The 19,218-nt window shown below is 64.3% G+C and carries 16 protein-coding genes; 1 reads left to right on the plus strand and 15 read right to left on the minus strand.

The annotated features are described in order from the left end of the window. Positions 1-100: 100 nt before the first annotated feature. The 4 genes from CMV30_RS14390 to CMV30_RS14405 form a co-directional block, all read right to left on the minus strand. Positions 101-784: a cysteine hydrolase family protein gene (locus CMV30_RS14390; protein ID WP_096056683.1), complete on the minus strand. Its 684-nt coding sequence runs from the start codon at positions 782-784 to the stop codon at positions 101-103. 10 nt (positions 785-794) lie between these two features. Beyond that, positions 795-2,192 (minus strand): AtzE family amidohydrolase, encoded by a 1,398-nt coding sequence (locus CMV30_RS14395; RefSeq protein WP_096056684.1) that lies wholly within the window; start codon positions 2,190-2,192, stop codon positions 795-797. Beyond that, the gene (locus CMV30_RS14400; RefSeq protein WP_096056685.1) at positions 2,189-2,755 is read right to left on the minus strand and encodes an AtzH-like domain-containing protein; all 567 of its coding nucleotides are present in this window, start codon (positions 2,753-2,755) and stop codon (positions 2,189-2,191) included. The genes CMV30_RS14395 and CMV30_RS14400 overlap by 4 nt, the downstream gene beginning before the upstream one ends. A 147-nt stretch (positions 2,756-2,902) precedes the next feature. Further along, a complete protein-coding gene (locus CMV30_RS14405) occupies positions 2,903-5,353 on the minus strand; it encodes a TonB-dependent siderophore receptor (RefSeq protein WP_138223314.1) in 2,451 nt (816 codons plus the stop codon). 132 nt (positions 5,354-5,485) lie between these two features. Here CMV30_RS14405 and CMV30_RS14410 point away from each other — a divergent pair, with 132 nt between their 5' ends. Continuing rightward, the gene (locus tag CMV30_RS14410; RefSeq protein ID WP_096056687.1) at positions 5,486-6,250 is read left to right on the plus strand and encodes a GntR family transcriptional regulator; all 765 of its coding nucleotides are present in this window, start codon (positions 5,486-5,488) and stop codon (positions 6,248-6,250) included. 251 nt (positions 6,251-6,501) lie between these two features. Here CMV30_RS14410 and CMV30_RS14415 read toward each other — a convergent pair whose 3' ends face one another. The 11 genes from CMV30_RS14415 to CMV30_RS14465 all read right to left on the minus strand — a co-directional run bounded on the left by CMV30_RS14415 (position 6,502) and on the right by CMV30_RS14465 (position 19,212). Then, positions 6,502-7,548, minus strand: a complete 1,047-nt coding sequence (locus tag CMV30_RS14415) for an ROK family protein (protein ID WP_096056688.1) — start codon at positions 7,546-7,548, stop codon at positions 6,502-6,504. 169 nt (positions 7,549-7,717) lie between these two features. Beyond that, the gene (gene lspA / locus CMV30_RS14420; protein ID WP_096056689.1) at positions 7,718-8,287 is read right to left on the minus strand and encodes a signal peptidase II; all 570 of its coding nucleotides are present in this window, start codon (positions 8,285-8,287) and stop codon (positions 7,718-7,720) included. Between the two features lie 89 nt (positions 8,288-8,376). Then, positions 8,377-8,685: a DUF6614 family protein gene (locus tag CMV30_RS14425; RefSeq protein ID WP_096056690.1), complete on the minus strand. Its 309-nt coding sequence runs from the start codon at positions 8,683-8,685 to the stop codon at positions 8,377-8,379. 147 nt (positions 8,686-8,832) lie between these two features. Continuing rightward, positions 8,833-10,014: a TraR/DksA family transcriptional regulator gene (locus CMV30_RS14430; RefSeq protein WP_096056691.1), complete on the minus strand. Its 1,182-nt coding sequence runs from the start codon at positions 10,012-10,014 to the stop codon at positions 8,833-8,835. 32 nt (positions 10,015-10,046) lie between these two features. Continuing rightward, positions 10,047-12,878, minus strand: a complete 2,832-nt coding sequence (gene ileS / locus CMV30_RS14435; RefSeq protein ID WP_245844228.1) for an isoleucine--tRNA ligase — start codon at positions 12,876-12,878, stop codon at positions 10,047-10,049. Between the two features lie 324 nt (positions 12,879-13,202). After that, complete coding sequence (gene hemG, locus CMV30_RS14440; protein ID WP_096056693.1) at positions 13,203-14,672, minus strand: protoporphyrinogen oxidase; 1,470 nt, start codon at positions 14,670-14,672, stop codon at positions 13,203-13,205. Positions 14,673-14,768: 96 nt separating this feature from the next. Continuing rightward, complete coding sequence (gene hemE, locus CMV30_RS14445; RefSeq protein WP_096057781.1) at positions 14,769-15,824, minus strand: uroporphyrinogen decarboxylase; 1,056 nt, start codon at positions 15,822-15,824, stop codon at positions 14,769-14,771. An 87-nt stretch (positions 15,825-15,911) separates the two neighbouring features. Next, on the minus strand, positions 15,912-16,145 hold the full coding sequence (locus tag CMV30_RS14450) for a hypothetical protein (RefSeq protein WP_096056694.1): 234 nt from the start codon (positions 16,143-16,145) through the stop codon (positions 15,912-15,914). Between the two features lie 15 nt (positions 16,146-16,160). Further along, a complete protein-coding gene (gene hemF / locus CMV30_RS14455; RefSeq protein ID WP_096056695.1) occupies positions 16,161-17,177 on the minus strand; it encodes an oxygen-dependent coproporphyrinogen oxidase in 1,017 nt (338 codons plus the stop codon). A 168-nt stretch (positions 17,178-17,345) separates the two neighbouring features. Further along, a complete protein-coding gene (locus tag CMV30_RS14460; protein WP_096056696.1) occupies positions 17,346-18,230 on the minus strand; it encodes a metal ABC transporter permease in 885 nt (294 codons plus the stop codon). A gap of 202 nt (positions 18,231-18,432) precedes the next feature. Further along, positions 18,433-19,212: a metal ABC transporter ATP-binding protein gene (locus CMV30_RS14465; RefSeq protein ID WP_175414890.1), complete on the minus strand. Its 780-nt coding sequence runs from the start codon at positions 19,210-19,212 to the stop codon at positions 18,433-18,435. Positions 19,213-19,218: the final 6 nt, after the last annotated feature.

Raw genomic sequence — 19,218 nt, forward strand, 5'->3', positions numbered from 1 at the left:
GTTGGCGGTTAAGTTGAATCGCGAAGACGCGAAGGCGCTAAGGTCGGAGCGAAGGAGGGCGGCGCGGGTGCGTGAGTTTCGGGCGCTGGGCAGACGATGATCAGGGGAGCGCGAAGAGGATTTTTTCGGAGGACGTGACCCAGCCGAAGATGCCGGTTTGGGCTTTGATCATGGCGAGGCCGGCGGCGTGGAAGTCGGGGAAGTAGGAGCCGACGCAGTCGGAGGGGACGAGACAGTCGTAGCCGCGGTCGTTGGCTTCGCGGACGGTGGTGTGGACGCAGACCTCAGTGGTGACGCCGGTGACGATGAGCTGGCGGATGCCGCGGTTCTGGAGGATGGCGTGGAGATCGGTGGCCCAGAAGGCACCTTTACCGGGTTTGTCGATGATCGGTTCGCCGGAGATGGGCGCGAGTTCGGGGATGATGTCGTGGCCGGCTTCGCCGCGAACGAGGATGCGCCCCATGGGGCCGGCGTCGCCGATGGTGGTCGGGCCGCGGCCGCGGATTTTTTTGCTTTCGGGGAGATCGGCGAGATCGGGGCGGTGACCTTCGCGGGTGTGTAGGACGGTGAGACCGAGCGAGCGCCAGGCGGCGAGGAGGCGTTGATTGGGCGCGATGGTGCGGCGGAGTTGGGAGACGTCGTTGCCGAGGGCTTCGCCGAAGCCGCCGGGCTCGAGGAAGTCGCGCTGCATGTCGATGATGAGCAGAGCGCAGGTCGCGGGCGTGAAGGTGAACGCGTAGGGCTCGGCTTCGATGGACAGTGATGTTAGGCGGAGCGGTGTCATCGGGACGCGGTTACAAGGCGGCGACGCGGGCGGTGCAGACGCCGGATTTTTCGAGCTGACGGGCGACGCGGAGGAGGGTGGCTTCGGCCCAGGGAGCGCCGATGAGCTGGACGGCGATGGGCATTTCGCCGGGGCGGTGTATCGGAACGGCGACGACGGGGAGGCCGGCGAGGCTGATGGGTTGGGTGAAGAGGCCGAGGTTGGGGCGCACGGACATTTCAACGCCGTCGAGTGTCATCATCTGCTGGCCGAGGAAGGTGGCGGAGACGGGGGTCGCGGGAGCGAGGAGGACGTCGACGTTTTGGAAAACGGCGCGGACCTGATCGCGCCACCAGGCGCGGAAGCGCTGGGCGTGGGTGTACCACGCGGCGGGGAGCATCGCGCCAGCGGCGAGGCGGTCGCGCATGTTGGGATCGAAATCGGCGGCGCGGGTGCGGAGGCGTTCGAGGTGAAGTTGTCCGCCCTCGCAGGCGCTGATGGTGTAGCCAGCGGCGCGGGCGAGCGCGGGGTCGGGGAGTTCAGTGCGGGCCGTGGCACCCAAGGCGGAGGCGATGGTGGCGACGGCGGCGAGGGCTTGGGGCGAGGCGCTTTTTTCGAAGTACCCGCCGAGGGTGGCGATACGCACCGGGGGAGAGGGTGAGTCGAGCGCGGGCGAGGCGAAATCCGGGGCGCGGGTGGTGCAGGCGGCGTCGCGCGGGTCGAAGCCCTGCATGGCGTCGTAGGAGGCGGCGAGGTCGGCGACGGAGCGGGCGAAGGGGCCGATGTGATCGATGCTGTGTACAAACGGAAAGCTGCCGCCGCGACCGAGACGACCGTAGGTGGGCTTGAGGCCGAAGAGTCCGCAGAAGGAGGAGGGGACGCGGATGGAGCCGTTGGTATCGGTCCCGAGGGAAATGGGTACGAGGCCGGCGGCGACGGCGGCTCCGCTGCCGCCCGAAGAACCACCGGCGGAGCGGGCGAGATCGTGGGGATTACGGGTGGGGCCGTCGTGGACGTTTTCGGTGACGAAGTCGTAGGCGTATTCGCCCATGTTGAGCGCGCCGAGGCAGATGGCGCCGGCGGCTTTGAGGCGGGTGATGGCGGTGGCGTCGGAGGTCGCGGGCGGGTGTGAGCGGTTGATTTTCGAGCCCGCGACCGTGACGACGCCTTCGAGGTCGAACAGGTTTTTGACGGCGTAGGGGACGCCGGTCAGGGGGCCCGCGGGTATGCCGCTGGAGAGAGCTTCATCGACGGCGGCGGCTTCGGCGAGGGCGCGCTCGGCGGTGACGGTCGTGAAGGCGTTGATACGGGCGTGGGTGTCGGTGATGCGGGTGAGCAGGGCCTCAGTTACGGCGCGCGCGGTGGTCTGGCGCGCGCGGATGGCGGCGGAGATTTCCAGTGCGGTAGCGGTGTGCGGGACGAAGGTCACGGCGTGAAGACGTGGGCGGGTTCGAGGTCGTCGGGGAGCGCGAAAGCGAGGAGTGGCGCGGCGATGGCGGCGGTGCGGTCGAGGTTGAGCGCGATGCCCTCGCGTTGTGCTGCGGAGAGCGGGAGGTGGAGGGCGGCGGCCATCTGATCGATGTAGCCGGGCCAGGAGGATGCGGGCGGGGTGTTGGAGACGTGGGCGGAGGCGATGCGCCAGCCGGTGTCGGGGACGCGGATCCAGACTTGGGTTTGACGGCCGTGGCGGAGCTGGCCGGCGAAGACGACGGAATATTCGTATTGGGTGACGGCGGTGTCGGTGCCGAAGGCTTGCACGGTGGTGCGGAGCGGGGTGCGGTCGCGGAAATTGATCACGCGGTTTTTGCGAAATTCAGCGATGGCCTCGGCGCCGTAGAGGTGCTCGTTGACGCCGAAGCGGATCGCATGGGGTGAATCCCAGAAGAAGCCGGTGAGGGCATCGACGTCGTTGCTGAGGAGCGCGCGTTCGTAGGCTTCGAATTGCGCGGTGACCTCGGCGATGACGGTGGGGTCGTTGAAAGGAAGGGGCATGACTCTGGAGTAGCGAGTAGCGGGTAGTGAGTAGCGAGTAGACGGAGGAAGACCTCTGAAGTGTTTTAGCAGGGGGTGGGCCAGCGGCGGCGGAAGGGCGGGCTATGAACCCCAAGGCTCCCGCCGCCATGAACTACACAACACCCGTTACCACTTGTAGGTGACGGTAAGTTCGGCGGTCGGGCCCTGGCTGGGGCTGATGAAGGTGTCCCAGAAGAGGAACTGCGGGGCGTACGACTTTTCGTCGAAGATGTTGTTGGCGTTGATGCGGAAGGACCACGGGCCGGTGTTGTAGAAGATGGCGGCGCGGTAGGTGGTGTACTCGGGGAGTTTGATCTGCTGGGCGTATCCGGAGTAGAAAGACGAGACGTAGGTGCCTCCGAAGGAACCGCCCCAGCCCTTGGGAGAGGTATAGGTGGTGCCGAGGGAGAAGACCTTCTGGGGCGTGGGTGCCTCGATCGGCGTTTGCACACCGAGAACCTGGCCGGTGCTGACGAAGCGGCCGCCGTAAACGAGCGTGGGGTCGAGGCCGAGAGCGCCGGGCGGGACGCCTAGGAAAAAAGGCGGATTCTTGAGGAGCGTCTTCTGCCAGGTGGCGGCGGCGGTGAAGCTGAGCGTCTTCGTCGGCGCGAAGCGGGCTTCGAGTTCGGTGCCTTCGGACTCGTAGGTGTCGAAGGTGCCGGCCTGGGAGTTGAAGGCGGTTTTCTCCTGCTCGTAGTAGGCGAGGGTGGCGTAGAGGCGGTTTTTGAGGAGCGAGCCTTTGAGGCCGATCTCGGAGATTTCGGAATCTTGCAGCCAGGTGCCTTGGGCGAGGTTGAGGCGGTCGATCATGCCACCCTGGCCGAGTTCGAGGTAGCGAGATTCGGCGTGAGTGACGTAGGTACTGAGGCCGGCGGGGAGCTTGTAGTTGACGCTGGCGTTGTAGGTGAAGGCGGAGTCGCTGGCGGAGACTTCCTGGAAGACCGAGGCGAGGTCGGTGCCGTTGGTGGTGGCTTCGTAGCGATCCCAGCGACCGCTGAGGATGACGCCGAGTTTTTCGAAGAAGGTGGCGTCGATGAGGCCGAAGATACCGAAGTCGGAGAAATCGCCGGTCTGTCTCCAGTTGTAGGGTACGTTACCGGTGCCGGTGTGGGCGCCTTCGAAGCGGTCGTTGCCGGTGGCGCCGACGGAGATGTCGCGGCGGTCGAGGACCTGGTAACCGCGGCCGCGTGATTCGCGTTCGTCGCCGTCGGAGTAGCGGAAGGAGACGCCGAAGATTGTATCGAGGACGGTGTGCTCGGAGGGCGTGAGCTTGAGGTTGGCGGTGGTCTTGTTCTCGAAAGCCATCGCGACGTAGTCGGCGGTGAAGCCGTAGCTCGAGTACTTCGTGTGATTCATGGAGTCGTAGAACGACTGGTTCTTCACGTTGAAGTCGGACGTGAAGGTTTTGGTGATGTCGAAGTAGAGCGTGAGTGCGTCGGTTTGGGAGAAGTCACCGGGCTCCACCTGCACGGTGTTGTGGCCGATGCTGGTGTACTTGACGGTGGTGGGATCGAGGCGGAAGGCGGCCTGCTGGTTCGCGGTGAGCGCGCCGTAGGGGAACGGGTCGGCGAAGGCGAATTGCTCGAGCGAATACGCGCTAATTTCGGACGGGCTGAGGTAGCCGTTGCCGTTGGTGTCGAGATTGAGCGCGGGGCGGCCGGAGAGGTAGCGGCCGCCGTTGGTATCGATCAGCTCCTGGGTGACGCGGTTCCAGCCGAGGGACTGGTTGAGGTCGGCCCACTGGGCCATGACGCCGTATTCGAGGAGAACGGAGTCGGAGAGCTCGGTATCGACGGCCAGCTGGGCGAGGGTGCCCTTGTTGTAGATGTTGTTGTAGTAGTTTTCGGAGTCCTCGGTCTGGATGAAGCCGTAGGCGCCGGAGCGTTTGCCGAAGAGGGAGAAGGGCGTGCCGTATTCGACACTGGCGATTTTCTTGTCGTAGGTGCCGAGCGTGACAGAGGCGATGCCCTGGGGTTTCTCGATGAACTTGGCGGTTTTGCTCTTCGCGGTCTTGGGGATGAAGTTGAGGATGCCGCCGACTTTGCCGCCGCCGTAGACGGGCGGAGGCGGACCCTTGATGATCTCGACGAAGTCGGTCGAGGCGATGGGCGTGGGGAAGTTGCCGCGATTTTCGATGCGGCGGAAACCGCGGAAGAAGTTGTCGGCGCGCTCGCCGCGAACATCGAGGGCGCCGGGGACGCCGAAATAGTTTCCGGTGAAAGAGCCGGCGGTGACGGCGACGAAATCGTTGACGGTGCGGATGCCGTAGAGATCGGTGAGGGAGCTTTCGATGACGGTGATCGAGCGGGGAGTGTCTTGCACGGCGCGATCGGTGCCGAAGACGGTGCTGGTTGGTCGCGACGGGAGAACGCTGTAGAGGTCGAGTTCGCCGGCGTCGGTTTCGATGTCGGCGAGTTTCACGACCTCGTCGGAGGCGGCGGGCTGGGCCAGGAGCGCGACGGGGAGGAGGCTCATCGCGATGAGCAGGCGGCGGGCGGGAGAGGCGTGGCGAACGGCGGGTGATGTGCGCCGGGAGAGACTTGGGCAAAAACGAGCAGGCTGGTTGGTGTCGGTCATGGGAAAAGGGAAGGCGGGCGCAAAAAGCACTGCGTATGCCATATTGTATACAATTAAGTATTCTCATGGTTTGGAGCGGGCGGAGGTTCGGCGTTGCGCTGGAGAAATCGGTTCGCAACGTCGCGAGCGCACATGGCACGCACGCGCAAAAGTCCCGCATCGAAAGCACCGGTTGGCGCAGCTTCAGCGAGTACGGTGGCGGGCGGCGAGGCGGCGGGATCGAATCAGCTGGGGCCGCAGATCCTGCGTGGATTGAGAGAACGGATACTCGGGTGGCATTATCCGCCGGGGCATCACCTCGGAGAGAAGACGTTGTGCGAGGAGTTTTCGGCGAGCCGGATTCCGGTGCGCGAGGCATTGCGGGCGCTGGCGGAGCAGGGACTCGTGGACCAAGTGCCGAACATGGGCTGCTATGTGAAGCAGCCGGATGCGGAGGCGACGCACCATCTGTACGATCTGCGGCTGGCGCTGGAGTTATTTGTGGTGGAGCGGCTGGCGCGGTCCGGCGTGGATGCGGAGGTGCTGGCGAAAGAGCGCGCGTTTTGGGAGCCGCTGATGGCGATCAAGGCCAGCGCGAAGTTCGAGACGGCGGAGCTGGTGCGGGCGGACGAGAATTTTCACCTGAACCTGGCGAAGGCGGTGGGGAATCCGTTTCTCACGGAGTCGCTCGAGGACATCAACGAGCGGCTGCATTTTGTGCGCATGGCGGTGATCACGAGCGCGCATCGCGTGCAAACGACGGCGGGGGAGCACTTGAAAGTTTTAGAGGCGATCGAGGCGAAGGATGCGGAGGGAGCGCGGCGTTATCTGCGGCAGAATCTGCTGTCGGCGCGCAACAAGGTGGAAATGGCGATCGCGCAGGCGCTGACGGCGGCGCATACGAAGCGGAAGCGATGACCGCGTCGCGTAGAGGCTTTGCTCACGAGGTTTAGTGTCGTGAGTGGAGAGATTTTTTTAACCGCGAATGGACGCCAATGGACGCGAATATTTAGAGGACATTTTTTGACCACAGATTTCACAGATCGGCACGGATGGTCGGTAGGCGTGAACGGAGGAGTAGAGGGCTCACGCTAAGGCGCGAAGGCGCAAAGACGGAGATGATAGGGGAAGAGCTGACGCGATGGAGTCCGCTCGCTGCGCACTCGCGGCTACTTGGATTGGCGAGCGGAGTAGAGGGCGACGAGGGCGGCGCCGATAGCTTGGGAGAGTTCGCCGAGGGAGGCGGGGACGATCTTCAGGGTGTCGCGTTGCGCGGGGAAGAGGTATGGCCAGGCGGATTCTTTGAGGATGCGGAGGTAGCGGGCGCGGAATTCGGGCGTGGTGGATTCGGGGTCCATGAGGCCGCCGCCGATGACGACGAATTCGGGGTCGAGGGCCATCGCGAGATTGGCGACGTGGAGGCCCATCGCACGGGCCTGGAAGTCGAAGATCTCACTGGCGAGGGCGTCGCCTTTTTGAGCGAGTGTGCGGAGGGCGAAGACTTTTTCCTTTGAAGGCTTGGTGGAGCGCGCGAGTTCGTGGTCGGGGTATTTGGGGAGTTTCTCTTCGAGGAGTTGAGGGAGGCCGGAGAGCGTGGTGTAGGCTTCGACGCAGCCCCAATCGCGGCCGCAGCCGCAGCGGAAGGGGCGGATGCCGCCGAGGAGGTGGAGCGGGGACGGCATGTGGCCGGCTTCCATTCCGGCGAGGGTGTCGCCGTCGAGAGGGAGGCCGTTTTGGTCGATCAAGGCGGCGCCGAGGCCGGAGCCGGGAGCGAGCATGAGGACGGAGGCTTTTTTATCGCCGCGAACGCGCTGGGCTTCGCCGACGCCGCCGTAGTTGCCGTCGTTGCCGGAGACGAGCGGGATGAGGCGACCGGCGGCTTGGGCGAGGGCGGCGGCGTAGTCGTTGTGGAAGTCCCAGCCTTCGAAGCTGGCGGGGAGGTTGGCGGTGCGGTCGAGGACGCCGTAGCGTTTGTACGGGCCGGGGATGGCGAGGCCCACGCCGCGGACCTGGGACCAGGCGAGTTTGTTTTCCTCGAGGAAGCCGATGACGCCTTGTACCCAGCCGCTGACTACGGCGGCGGTGCCAGCCTGGGAGTTGGTGGAACTCTGGCGGAGGTGGTTGGAGATGGGGGCGGCGTTGCTGGCCCAGATGCCGCCGGTTTTGGAGGTCGTGGCGCCGCTGTCGGTGCCGAGGAAGATGTCGGGGCGAGACATGGGGAAGTAAGAGTGACGGGTGAAGAGGGAAGAGTGAAAGGAGGCGACCGACTAGCGGAGGCGGGTGATGAACGCGGTGCGCAAAGGGGCGCTCCAAGAGAAAGCAGTCAGTCAGCGATGGGTGTAAATCGCGGACTATGGAGAGACTGATTCTATGAATTGAGTGCGGTTACCGCAGCTCGGGGGCGCGCCAGGAGTGCCAGAGGTACAAGATCACGCCGATGCAGATGCCGCAGTCGGCGATGTTGAAGGTAGGGTAGATGTAATTTCCGAAGTGGAAATCGAGGAAGTCCACGACGTGACCGTACGCGAGGCGGTCCACGAGGTTGCCGACGATGCCGCCGCAGAGGAGGCCGAAGCTGAGCTGGATGCGGCGGATGTGGAGGCCGAGTGTGCGGCGCCAGAAGAAGATCGCGACGAGCGTGCCGAGGGCGAGCATCGCGAGAAGCGTACTTTTACCAGATAGGATGGACCAGGCGGCGCCGGTGTTGCCGACGTGGATGAGGTAGAAAAATCCGGGGATGATGGTGATGTCCTGGTGGGCGCCGTGATCGTGGTAAGGATCGAAAGGGATGTGGCGGACGATCCAGAGCTTGGTGAGGAGATCGAACGCGAAGAGGATGAGGCCGATGATCCAGAGGAGGCGGTAGGCGCGGATGCGTTCCCAGCGGGTGCGGGGGCGGCCGCCGTTGGTGGGCGGGTAGATTTGAGGCGGAGGAGTCTCGGTGGGCTCGGTCATGCGGAGAGGCTGGAGGAGGCGCGGAGGAAAGCGGAGTGGGCGGCGGGTGGGGAGGCTGAAATTTTGGAGCGAAGGCGGCGAGGTGAGGGCTAGGCGTCTGCGGAAAAGGCGACTTTGAAATCGCCGACGCAGCGGAGGATTTCGCCGTGCGGTCCTTCGTGAATGCGTGCGCGGATGTGAGCCATGGCGGAGTCGAGGCCCGCTTGATCGAAGCAATCGACGATGAGCTGGAAGCGGGGGAGCCCGGTGAAGCTGGCTGAGTTGGTGACGCGCAGAAAACGATGAGAGGTGATTTTACCGGCGGAGGTGAGTTCGGCGGCAAGGGCGTGCGTGGCGGCGATAAGCGGTGGTTCGTCGGCTTCGGATTTTGCGGAGAAGAAGACGTGGTAGGAGGTCATCGGACGATGGGACGTAGAGACGCGAACGCGGATTGCGAAGAATAGGTGAAGCGATGTCGAACCGGCGCGTTAGGGCTAACGCGCCCTACCTCGGAAAGAAGAAGGGCCGACGGTGAGGTCGGCCCTTCGGAGGGAAATCGTGGTGGATTATTCGTCGTCGCCGCCGCCGTCGTCGGCCATCTTGGTGGCGCCTTCTTCGCCCATTTCGCCGAAGAGGCCGGCGGCGGAGCGGGAGCGGTAGCGGTTACGTTCGATGTCTTTTTGCGCCTCGGCGGAGTAACGCGTGAACGGAACTGCGAGGAGGCGGTCTTTGGCGATGGGCTTTTGGGTGGCTTCGCAGATGCCGTAGGTGCCGTCGTGGATACGCTTAATGGCGGCGTCGATCTCGGTGAGCGCTTCCTGTTCGCTGGAGACGAGGCTCAGGGCGAAATCGCGGTCGAAGGTGTCGGTGCCGGCGTCGGCCATGTGCTGGCCGTAGCTGGAGAGGTCGCCGGAGTCGTCTTTGGAGGAGCGTTTGAGGGTTTCCTCGGAGTGGAGTTCGATGCCTTCGGTGAGGTGGGTGCGGAGATCGAGGAGCAGTTTGTAGTATTTGCGGAATTTCTCCGGGACGTTTTCGGGGTCGATGTGCGTAACGGCTTTTTGCGCTTTCTTCGGGTTGAAGCCGAGGATGTCGGCGAGCGAGGCGGCCTTGATGTGGTGGGGCGTCGCGGGCTTTTCGAGTTTGGAGAGGTCGATCTTGGCCTTGGTGGCCGCGGCCTTGTTGGCTTTGGTTTCAGGGGAGACTTCCGGCGTTTTGACGACGGCGGTCTTCGCGATTTCGCGGACTTCGTCCAAGCTGAAGGCGATGGGCTTGCTGGCTTTCTTCGAGCCGAGGATGCGGCTGCGGAGGAGTTCGCGGGCGTTGGACTTGGCGTCACCTTTGCCGGCGGCTTTAACGGGCGCGGCGGCGGTCTTGGGAACGGAGATGGGCGGTGTGGTTTTACCTGTGGGCTTCAAAGCGATGGGCGGCGTGGATTTGCCGGAAGATTCGGGCTTGGCCGGGGCTTTGGCGGGAATCGGTGGAGTCGATTTCGCGGTGGGCTTGGCGGCGTGTTTATCGCCAGATTTGGCGGGAGAGTTGTCTTTTTTGGCAGGCACGGGCGGGACTTTCTTTGGTACCGGTTTGGCGGGCTTCGACGGCTTCGGAGCCTTCTTGGCCGACGGGGTCGGCTTGGCCGGTTTCAGCGGCTTGGAAGGCTTGGAAGATTTTGAGGGTCGAGGAGCTGGCTTGGACGGTTTGGCTGTCGGTTTCTTCTTGGCTGCAGGGGCGGGTTTTTTGTGCTTGGCCATGAGGTGGATGGTTTGTTTGGGGAGTTAGAAAATTATGTTTTCAGGGCCTCGGCGCAGCGGGGGCAGACTTCGCCTTGGCCGGTCGTCTCCAGGGCGGGAACCCAACGCCAGCAGCGCGGGCAGCGTTTGTATCCGAGTTCTTCGCAGTGGCGTACATGGATCGTCAGGGTGGTGCCGGCAGGTGCGGGCGTGAGATTGACGTGCGATACGATGAAAAGTTCGGGTAGAAAATCGCGGTGTTTTTCGAGAACCTTGAATGTGGCGTCATCGGCCGGGCCGGTGAGCGTGAGCGAGGCATCGAGGGATTTGCCGAGTTTGCCGGCGGCGCGGTGGGGCTCGATGGATTCGTTGGCGAGAGCGCGGGCTTTGAGGAGGACGGCGACATCGGCTTCGATCTCGGTGTTGGTCCACGAGGCGGGGGCGACGGGCCAGTCCTGGAGGTGGACGGAGTCTTCGATGTATTCGGTATTCGAGGTCGCGAAGGACCAGGCTTCGTCGGACGTGAAGGTCAGGACGGGCGCGAGGATCTTAACGAGCGTCTGGAAGATGTGGTGGATCGCGGTCTGAGAGGAGCGACGGAGCGTGCTCTGCGTGCCGTGGGTGTAGAGACGATCCTTGAGGATGTCGTGGTAAACGGCGGAGAGTGTGGCGGAGCAGAACTGGCTGCAGAGCTGGTAAACGCGGTGATACTCGTAGGCTTCGTAGGCGGCGGTGCAGTCGCGGAGGAGCGCGGCGGTTTGGTGGAGCGCCCAGCGATCAAGCGTGTCCATCTGCTCGAGCGGCACGGAGTCGCGGGTGACGTCGAAGTCGAACAGGTTGGAAAGCTGGTAGCGGAAGGTGTTGCGGAAAAGCCGATACGCTTCGGAGGCGTTGTTCAGGATTTTCTCGGAGAGGGTGATGTCCTGCGTGAAGTCCTGGGAGGAGATCCAGAGGCGGATGACGTCGGCGCCGTATTGGGCGATGTAGTTATCGGAGGTCGGCGGTTTCTCGTACTGGCCGGACTTGGAGATTTTTTTGCCGTCTTCGCCGACGATGAAGCCGTGGGTGAGGACGGCTTTGTAGGGCGCTTCGCCCGCGGCGATGATGCTCGTCCAGAGGGAAGACTGGAACCAGCCGCGGTGCTGGTCGGAGCCTTCGAGGTAGAGATCGGCGGGGGCGCGGGTGCCGCCTTGGGCGTTGCGGAGGACGGCGGCGTGCGAGGAGCCGGAGTCGATCCAGACATCGAGGGTGTCGCGGCCGCAGGTGAGCGCGGAGGGTGCGGGCCAGTCGGCGGGAAGTGTGATGCCTTCGAGGATCTGCGCGGGGGTGGCGTCGTACCAGAAATTGGTGCCCTTGGTGGCGATCTTGGCGGCGACGGCGCGGATCACAGAGGCGTCGATGAAGGGCTTTTTGTTTTCGCCGTAGAAAGCGATGATCGGGACGCCCCAGGAACGCTGGCGGCTGATGCACCAATCGGGGCGGGACTCGACGGCGCCGCGGATGCGGTTTTCGCCCCAAGCGGGTACCCACTGGACTTTGCCGATGGAGGCGAGGGCGTCGGTGCGGACGTTGTTCTTATCGAGCGAGACGAACCACTGGTCGACGGCGCGGAAGATGATCGGGGTCTTAGAGCGCCAACAGTGCGGGTAGCTGTGCGTGAGCTTGGACTTCGCGAGCAGCGCACCGGCGGCGGCGAGTTTTTTCAGGACGGCGAGATTGGCGGGCGAAGGTTTTTTCGCGGCGAGGTCTTCGACGGTTTCGAGGGCGGTGAGGCCGACGAGATCGGCGGGGACTTTGCCGTCGTCGAGGTAGCGGCCGTCGTCGCCGACGGGGCAGTAGATCTCGAGGCCGTACTTGAGGCCGGTGAGATAATCTTCGCCACCGTGGCCGGGTGCGGTGTGGACGGCGCCGGTGCCGGAGTCGGTCGTGACGTAGTCGGCCAAAACGACGGGCGAGGGGCGGTCGATGAAGGGGTGGCGAGCGGAGAGTTTTTCGAGAGCAGCGCCTTTGACCGTGAGAACGACGTTGGCACTGGAGAAGTCGGCCGGGAGCGTCTTTGAAGTTTTGGCTGCTTCGATTACGGAGTTCAGCAGTGGCTGAGCGACGATGATGCGCTCGCCGCCGATGTCAGCGACGACGTAGTCGACTTCTGCATTCAGGGCGATCGCGAGGTTGGCGGGGATCGTCCAAGGGGTGGTCGTCCAGATGACGATGAAGAGTGGCTTGTCGGACGGGATGTTGAACTGCTGCGCCTCGGTGGCTGGGACGGCGAACTTCACCCAGATGGCGATGGAGATGTGGTCTTTGTACTCGATCTCGGCTTCGGCGAGGGCGGTCTCGAAGGGGATCGACCAATACACGGGCTTCTTGCTGCGGTAAACGAGGCCTTTCTCCACAAACGCGGCGAAGGTGCGGATGATGTCGGCTTCGTAGGCGGGGGCTTTGGTTTTGTACTCGTTTTTCCAGTCGGCGAGGACGCCGAGGCGTTGAAATTGTTTGGTCTGGGTCTTGATCCAGCTCTCGGAAAACGCGTCGCAGAGAGAGCGCATTTCGGCAGTGGAGACTTGTTTGTTCTCCGACTGGAGCTGGCGCATCACCTTTTGCTCGATGGGGAGGCCGTGGCAGTCCCAGCCGGGCACGTAGGGCGTGCGGTGGCCGGTCATCGTGCGGTAGCGAAGGGTGATGTCTTTGAGCGATTTGTTGAGCGCGGTGCCGATGTGAACGTCGCCGTTGGTGAAGGGCGGGCCGTCGTGGAGGACGTAGGTTTTTTCGTTGGGCTTACCGTCGGCCGTGGTGGCGCGTTTTTTCTGAATCGCGCTGTAGAGATCCATCTTTTGCCAATGGGCGAGGCGCACGGGCTCCCGGCCAACGAGGTTGGCGCGCATGGAGAAATCCGTTTTAGGAAGCTGCAGGGTGTCTTTGAGGTCTTGCGCCATTGCCAAAATGAAAAGCGCGCAAGGCTATGTCGGGAGGGGGGGGCGTCAAGGGAAGACGCGGGATTAAACCGGAGGGGAATTCGGCACCGAACTCGGCGGAAGTTACACGGAGTGCGCGAGAGGTTTCACAGAGGATGGAGAGACGTTTTAGCGATCAGAAGTCTCGCGGCTGGTGATGCCTATTGGGAACTGGCGACGAGCCCGCGGGCAGGATTATTGCGGTCAGACTCTCGGTGGGCTCCGGGTTTGCTCCGTGTAACTGCCGGGTCTGGTTTATCGGATGGCGCGGTCGGCGAGGGCGAGGCCGGCTTCGAGACAGGCGGGGACGGAGATGCCATTGCGAGTTTGTCCGCCGATGTAGAGGCGGGCGTAGGTGTGTTCGCAGGTTTCCATGGCGGCGAGGAAGCGTTCGTGGCCGAGATCGTATTGGGGGATCGCTTGCGGCCAGAAGTTGTGGCGGAGGAAAATGGGATCGCCGGTGATGCCGAGGAGCTGGCGGAGGTCGGGGAGAATTTCGGCGAGCAGGCGGTCGGTGGAAAGGCGGGCGATCTCGGGCTGACGCGTGCCGCCGGCGAGAGCGGTAAGCGCGACGTGACCTTCAGGGGCGCGATTGGGGAAGAGCGAGGACGAGAAGAGAGCGCCGAGGAGTTTTCTTTTTTCGAGCGCGGGGACGAGGGCGCCGAAGCCGTCGAGTGGATGGGCGATTTGTTCGCGGCGGAAGCCGAGGAAGAGGGAGGAGACGGGCGGGTGGACGACTTCGGCGAGCGAGGCGAGGGGACGGTCGGTGAGGGCGCGGTGGTCGTTGGTCGTGAAGACGAGTTTTGCGAGGGAGTGAGCGGGGAGTGCGAGGATGACGGCGGAGAAATTTTCGGTGACGAGATCGCTGGAGGAGGCGACGGACGTGGAGGGAAACTCGGATACGGAGGCCGGCAGGATGTGACGGAAGGTGACGCGCCAAGGAGCGCCGAGGGCGAACGGAGGGGTGAGCGTTTCGACGCGGGTCGAGAGCGAGGTGCTGCCGGGCGGGAGAGAGCGGGCGAGGGTGTCGGGGAGGGTTTGGAGTCCGTCGCGGAAGGAGAGGAGGCGGGTTTTGGGGTGGCCACGGCGGCGGCGATCGCGGGATTGGGCGATCAGGCCGCGGATGAGGGAGCCGTGGGTTTGCTCGGCGACCCAGAGTGATGGGAAAGAATAGCGGGCGGAAAGTTTTTCGGGGTCACCTGCGTAGACGCCGGAGACGAAGGGGTTGAAGGCGTAGTCGAGGAACTCGCGGCCGAAGTGTTCGCGGATGACGGTGGCGAGGGAGAGGTCGGTTTCGCGGTCGAAGGAGCGCGTGAAGAGATCGCGGAGGAGGCGGAGTTTGCCGAGCGGGGTGAAGATCGGGGTGGTCAGCAGGCCGGGGGGCGACATCGGCGCGGCGTGGAGGCGGCTGCGGCGGACGAGGAAACGTTTTTTCGCGGCGGGGCTGGTCGGAAGGATTTCGGAGGCGAGGCCGAGTTGGGTGAGGAGGTCGGCGGTTTCGCGGGAGTTTTCCTGGAAGGAGTTGGGGCCGGACTCGATAAGCCAGCCTTCGGGGGTGCGTTCGCTGCGGATGACGCCGCCGAGGCGGGGGGAGGCTTCGAAGAGGCGGACGCGGTGGCCGAGCTGCGTGAGTTTCCAAGCGGCGGCGAGGCCGGTGATGCCGCCGCCGATGACGGCGATGGGAAGCACACTGGAGCTGGGTGGCGTGGGCGAGGAGTGGGCCACGGTGGGACGGCGGAGGGAGCGGAGGACGGAATAGGGCCTATAGGTCTTATGGGACTGATAGGACTTATAGCGGAGGGCGTGAAGCGGGTGGTGGAGTTAGTTTTTCCAGGTGGTGACGGTGTCGACGAGGGCGTGCATGCACTCGATTTTGGCGGCGGGGGTGATGCCGTGGCCGAGGTTGAAGATGTGGCCGTGGGCGCCGCGCATGGATTCAAGGAGGCGGGTGGTTTCGCGGGCGACGATCTCGGGGGTGGTCTGCATGAGGACGGGGTCGAGGTTGCCTTGGACGGCGATGTTGTCGGGGAGGTTGCGACGGGTGATGGCGAGCTCGTGGGTCCAGTCGAGGCTGATGGCGCGGACGCCGGAGAAGGCCTGGTCGGTGAGCTGGGTCGCGGTGCCTTTGGCGTAGAGGATGATCGGGAAACCAGCGGGGAGGGCGGCGACGATCTGGCGTATCCAGCGAAGGGATGCTGCTTGATAATCCTGGCCGGAGAGGATGCCGCCCCAGGAGTCGAAGATCTGGATGGCGTCGGCACCGGCGCGGATCTGCATCTGGAAATAGACGATGAGCGCGGCGGTGAGTTTTTCGAGGAGGGCGTCGAAGGTGGCGCGGTCGGTGTAGAAGAGGAGTTTGATGCGCTCGAAGTCGTCGGAGCTGCCGCCCTCGACCATGTAGGTGGCGAGCGTCCAGGGGGAGCCGCCGAAGCCGAGGAGGGCTTTGTGGGAGATCGCGGGATCAGCGGAGGTGGTGAGCTCCTTTTTGAGGAGGGCGAGGGCTTCGCCGACGTAGGCGAGTTTTTCGGTAACGGCTTCGGATGGATTCAAGGCGTCGACCTGGGCACGCGTTTCGAGGCGGTAGCTCATGGCGATGCCGCCGGTGTCGCGGAAGGCGTAGGGCTGGCCGAGGGCTTCGGGGATGACGAGGATGTCGGAGAAGAGGATGGCGGCGTCGAGGCCGGGGAAACGGCGGAGCGGCTGGAGGGTGACCTCGGTGGCGACGGCGGGGGTCTTCACCATTTCGAGGAAGGAAGACTTCGCTTTGAGCGCACGGTACTCGGGCAGGTAGCGGCCGGCCTGGCGCATGACCCAGAGCGGCGGGCGCTCGAGGGGCTGGCAGGCGAGGGCGGCGAGGAAGCGGGCGCGGGAAGTCATTTTCGGAGATTGGCGAAGGGCGAGAGGCGAATGGTCCGGAGGGCGGAAAGGGGGAACGCTCAACGCTCAACGTTTAACGCTCAACGCTCAAGTTGAGGGCGGAGCACGGCGCACTAGCTGAAGGTCTTCGTTGTCTGAGGTGTTTTCACAGACGAGTCCTAGCTTCTGCCATTTGATCATGACCAGCCCGCGTGAATCAGCTTCGGTCAGTCCCCATTCAGGAAGCCCGTCTTGAAGTGACATAATCCAGCCTTCATCTTCGCCATTCCGCGTTACGACGTCGCCGAGCATGACTTCTTCACCACTAAGATAAGTCTGCATGGGAAGTCGGCGGAATTAATTACCTGCCCAGTCGCGGGGTTTGAGGAAGACCTCGTGAAGGCGCGCTTCGGGGGAGCCGGGGGCGGGCTGGTGGTTGTAGTCCCAGCGGACTAGGGGCGGGAGGGACATGAGGATGGATTCGGTGCGGCCGCCGCTTTGGAGGCCGAAGTGGGTGCCGCGGTCCCAGACGAGGTTGAATTCGACGTAGCGACCGCGGCGGTACAGCTGCCACTGGCGTTCGCGGTCGCTGTAGGCGGTTGATTTTCGTTTCGCGACGATGGGGCGGTAGGCGGGGATGAAGGCGTCGCCGACGGCGCGCATCAGGGCGAAGGAACGGTCGAAGCCGAGCTCGTTGAAGTCGTCGAAAAAGAGGCCGCCGATGCCGCGGGGTTCGGCGCGGTGCTTCAGGTAGAAATAGTCGTCGCACCATTTTTTGAAGCGCGGGTGGAGCGTTTCGCCGAAGGGGGCGACGGCGTCGCGGGCGGTGCGGTGCCAGTGGGCGCAGTCGTCTTCGTAGCCGTAGTACGGAGTCAGGTCGAAGCCGCCGCCGAACCACCAGACGGGCGCGGGCGCGCCCGTTTGGGTTGAAGGTTGAAGGTTGAAAGTTGAATGGTCGGAGGCGGACGCAGGCGTGGGTAAGGCCGAGACGCTGTTGTGGGCGCAGAAGAAGCGGACGTTGGCGTGGCTGGTGGGGACGTGGGGATTTTTCGGGTGGATGACGAGGGAGACGCCGAGGGCTTCCCATTTTTTGCCGGCGAGTTCGGGGCGGTGCGCGGTGGCGGAGGGCGGGAGTTTGTCGCCGGTGACGTGGGAGAAGGCGACGCCGGCTTTTTCGAAGACGGCGCCCTCGGTGAGGATGCGGGTGCGTCCGCCGCCGCCTTCGGGGCGGGTCCATGTGTCGGTGATGAAATCGGCGGAGCCGTCTTCGGCGGCGAGTTCGCGGCAGATGTTGTCCTGCAGGCCGAGGAGGTAGGTTTTGACCGCGGCTAAGTCGGGTGCGGCGGCGGAGTTTGGAGCGGGAACGTCTGGCATGCGGCGGTAAGTTGAATCGCAAAGACGCTAAGACGCGAAGATCGGACGCAAAGAGGAAAACTGCTTAGGAACGGAGTTGAGTCGCGAAGACGCTGAGGCGAAGTCGGAGGAAAGGAGAACCACGATTGGGCTCGGAGCTTCGCTGCTTCGCGTCTTGGGATTCGATTCTTACTCCGAGGAGCGGATCACGCCTTTGCCTTCGTGGGTGCGGAAGCGGGAGGCAAGGCCGTAGCGGGGACTGGCGATGGCAGAGAAGAGGAAGGCAGCGCCGAGGCAGAGGACGATGCTGGCGCCGCTGGCGAGGCCGGCGTGGTAGCTGAGGAGGATGCCGCTGATGGTGCCAATCAGTGCGAGGGCGACGGAGGTGAGGAGGAGTTTGCCGAAGTGATCGCACCAGAGGTAGGCGGTGACGGCGGGGAGGAGGAAGAGGCCGAGGGCGAGGACGATGCCCATGGCTTGAAGGGCGGCGACGAGGTTGAGGACGGTCAGAGCGAGGAGGCCGAGGTGGACGAGTGTGCCGCGTCCGCCGGTGGCGCGGTGGAAGATGGGGTCGAAGGTTTCGAGGAGGATGCCGCGTCGGAAGATGGCGAATACGGCGAGGGTGACAGAGCTGGCGAGGGCGGAGAGGAGCAGGTCGTCGGGGCTGACGCCGAGGATGTTGCCGAAGAGGAAGTGCATGAGGTCGAGGCGCGACTTCATGAGGGAGACGAGGGCGATGCCGGCGGCGAAGAAGATGACGAAGAGGGCGCCGAAGGCGGCGTCTTCTTTGATGCGGGTGAGGCGGCTGAGGAGGGCGCTGCCGGCGGCGGTGAGGAGTCCGGCGATGAGCGCGCCGAGGAAGAGGGCGAGGGTGTTTGCGCCGAAGAGGAGGAAGGCGAGGGCGACGCCGGGGAGGAGGGAATGCGAGAGGGCGTCGCCGAGGAGGGCGAGGCGGCGGAGCACGAGGATCGAGCCGAGGAGTCCGCCGCTGAGGCTGAGGAGCGCGGCGGAGAGCAGGCCGCGTTGCATGAACTCGAAGGTGAAGGGCTCGATGAGCAGCTCGTGGAAAGACATCGGCAGTGAGGCGAAATCGGCGGGAATCGCGGGTGGTGGTTAGGTGAATCGCGAAGACGCGAAGGCGCTAAGGGCGGAGCGAAAGAGGTGAGGTGGAGTCGGAAGTGATCGCGGAAACGCGGAAGAGCGGAAGCGCTGAAATAGGTCCTATAGGGCTCATGGGACTTATAGGACTTATATTCGGAAGACGGACGGGCGTATGTTATTTAGGGAAGGTGGCGGTGCGGATGAGTTTTAAGGGGTCGTCGATGTGGGCGCAGTGGCCGCCTCGATACGCGGTGTCGATGTTGTGCGGGTTGAGGACGTCGGCGACGGAGCCGGAGGCGATGTGGCGGGTGTTGAGGAGGACGGCGTTGACGAAGTGTTCGCGGGCCAGGGCGAGTTCGTGGACGACGGCGACAACGGTGCGGCCTTGGGCCTGCCAGCCGCGGAGGATGTGGGCGAGTTCCTCGGTGGCGTGGAGGTCGAGGCCGGCGAAGGGCTCATCCAGGAGGAAGATGTCGGCGCCTTGGGCGAGGGCGCGGGCGAGGAAGACGCGTTGTTGTTGTCCGCCTGAGAGCTGGCTGATCTGGCGGCCGGCGAGGGCGGCGATGTCGAGTTCGTCGAGGGCGCGGTCGACGGCGGCGTGGTCGGATTTGGAGAAGCGGGAGAAGAGGCCGAGGGCGGGGTAGCGGCCTTGTTCGACGACGGCGCGGACAGTGATCGGGAAGTCCCAGTCGATGAGGTGGCGTTGCGGCAGGTAGGCGAGGCGCGGGAGCTGGTGGTGGGTATGGTGATCGCCGATACGGATCTCGCCGGTGTCGAGCGGGTGCCAGCCGAGGATGGCGCGGAGGAGGGTGGACTTGCCGGCGCCGTTGGGGCCGAGGAGGGCGGTGAGGCTGCCGCAGAGGATGTTCACGCTGACACGATCGAGCGCGGTGACGCGGCCGTGGCGGACGGTGACGTCGGAGATGCGCAGGATGTTGTGGGGGGCGTGGGACAACGGAAA

It is taken from the genome of Nibricoccus aquaticus (assembly GCF_002310495.1).
Classification (GTDB): Bacteria; Verrucomicrobiota; Verrucomicrobiia; order Opitutales; family Opitutaceae; genus Nibricoccus; species Nibricoccus aquaticus.

Excerpts from the sequence above, each read along its gene's own strand:
- CMV30_RS14415 (WP_096056688.1), bottom strand. The coding sequence starts at position 7,548 with ATGTCTCGCCCCGACATCTTCCTCGGCACCGACAGCGGCGCCACGACC.
- CMV30_RS14460 (WP_096056696.1), bottom strand. The coding sequence starts at position 18,230 with ATGTCTTTCCACGAGCTGCTCATCGAGCCCTTCACCTTCGAGTTCATG.
- lspA (WP_096056689.1), bottom strand. The coding sequence starts at position 8,287 with ATGACCGAGCCCACCGAGACTCCTCCGCCTCAAATCTACCCGCCCACC.
- CMV30_RS14390 (WP_096056683.1), bottom strand. The coding sequence starts at position 784 with ATGACACCGCTCCGCCTAACATCACTGTCCATCGAAGCCGAGCCCTAC.
- CMV30_RS14405 (WP_138223314.1), bottom strand. The coding sequence starts at position 5,353 with ATGACCGACACCAACCAGCCTGCTCGTTTTTGCCCAAGTCTCTCCCGG.
- hemF (WP_096056695.1), bottom strand. The coding sequence starts at position 17,177 with ATGCCAGACGTTCCCGCTCCAAACTCCGCCGCCGCACCCGACTTAGCC.
- hemE (WP_096057781.1), bottom strand. The coding sequence starts at position 15,824 with ATGACTTCCCGCGCCCGCTTCCTCGCCGCCCTCGCCTGCCAGCCCCTC.
- CMV30_RS14400 (WP_096056685.1), bottom strand. The coding sequence starts at position 2,755 with ATGCCCCTTCCTTTCAACGACCCCACCGTCATCGCCGAGGTCACCGCG.
- CMV30_RS14410 (WP_096056687.1), top strand. The coding sequence starts at position 5,486 with ATGGCACGCACGCGCAAAAGTCCCGCATCGAAAGCACCGGTTGGCGCA.
- CMV30_RS14430 (WP_096056691.1), bottom strand. The coding sequence starts at position 10,014 with ATGGCCAAGCACAAAAAACCCGCCCCTGCAGCCAAGAAGAAACCGACA.
- CMV30_RS14450 (WP_096056694.1), bottom strand. The coding sequence starts at position 16,145 with ATGCAGACTTATCTTAGTGGTGAAGAAGTCATGCTCGGCGACGTCGTA.
- ileS (WP_245844228.1), bottom strand. The coding sequence starts at position 12,878 with ATGCGCGCCAACCTCGTTGGCCGGGAGCCCGTGCGCCTCGCCCATTGG.
- CMV30_RS14425 (WP_096056690.1), bottom strand. The coding sequence starts at position 8,685 with ATGACCTCCTACCACGTCTTCTTCTCCGCAAAATCCGAAGCCGACGAA.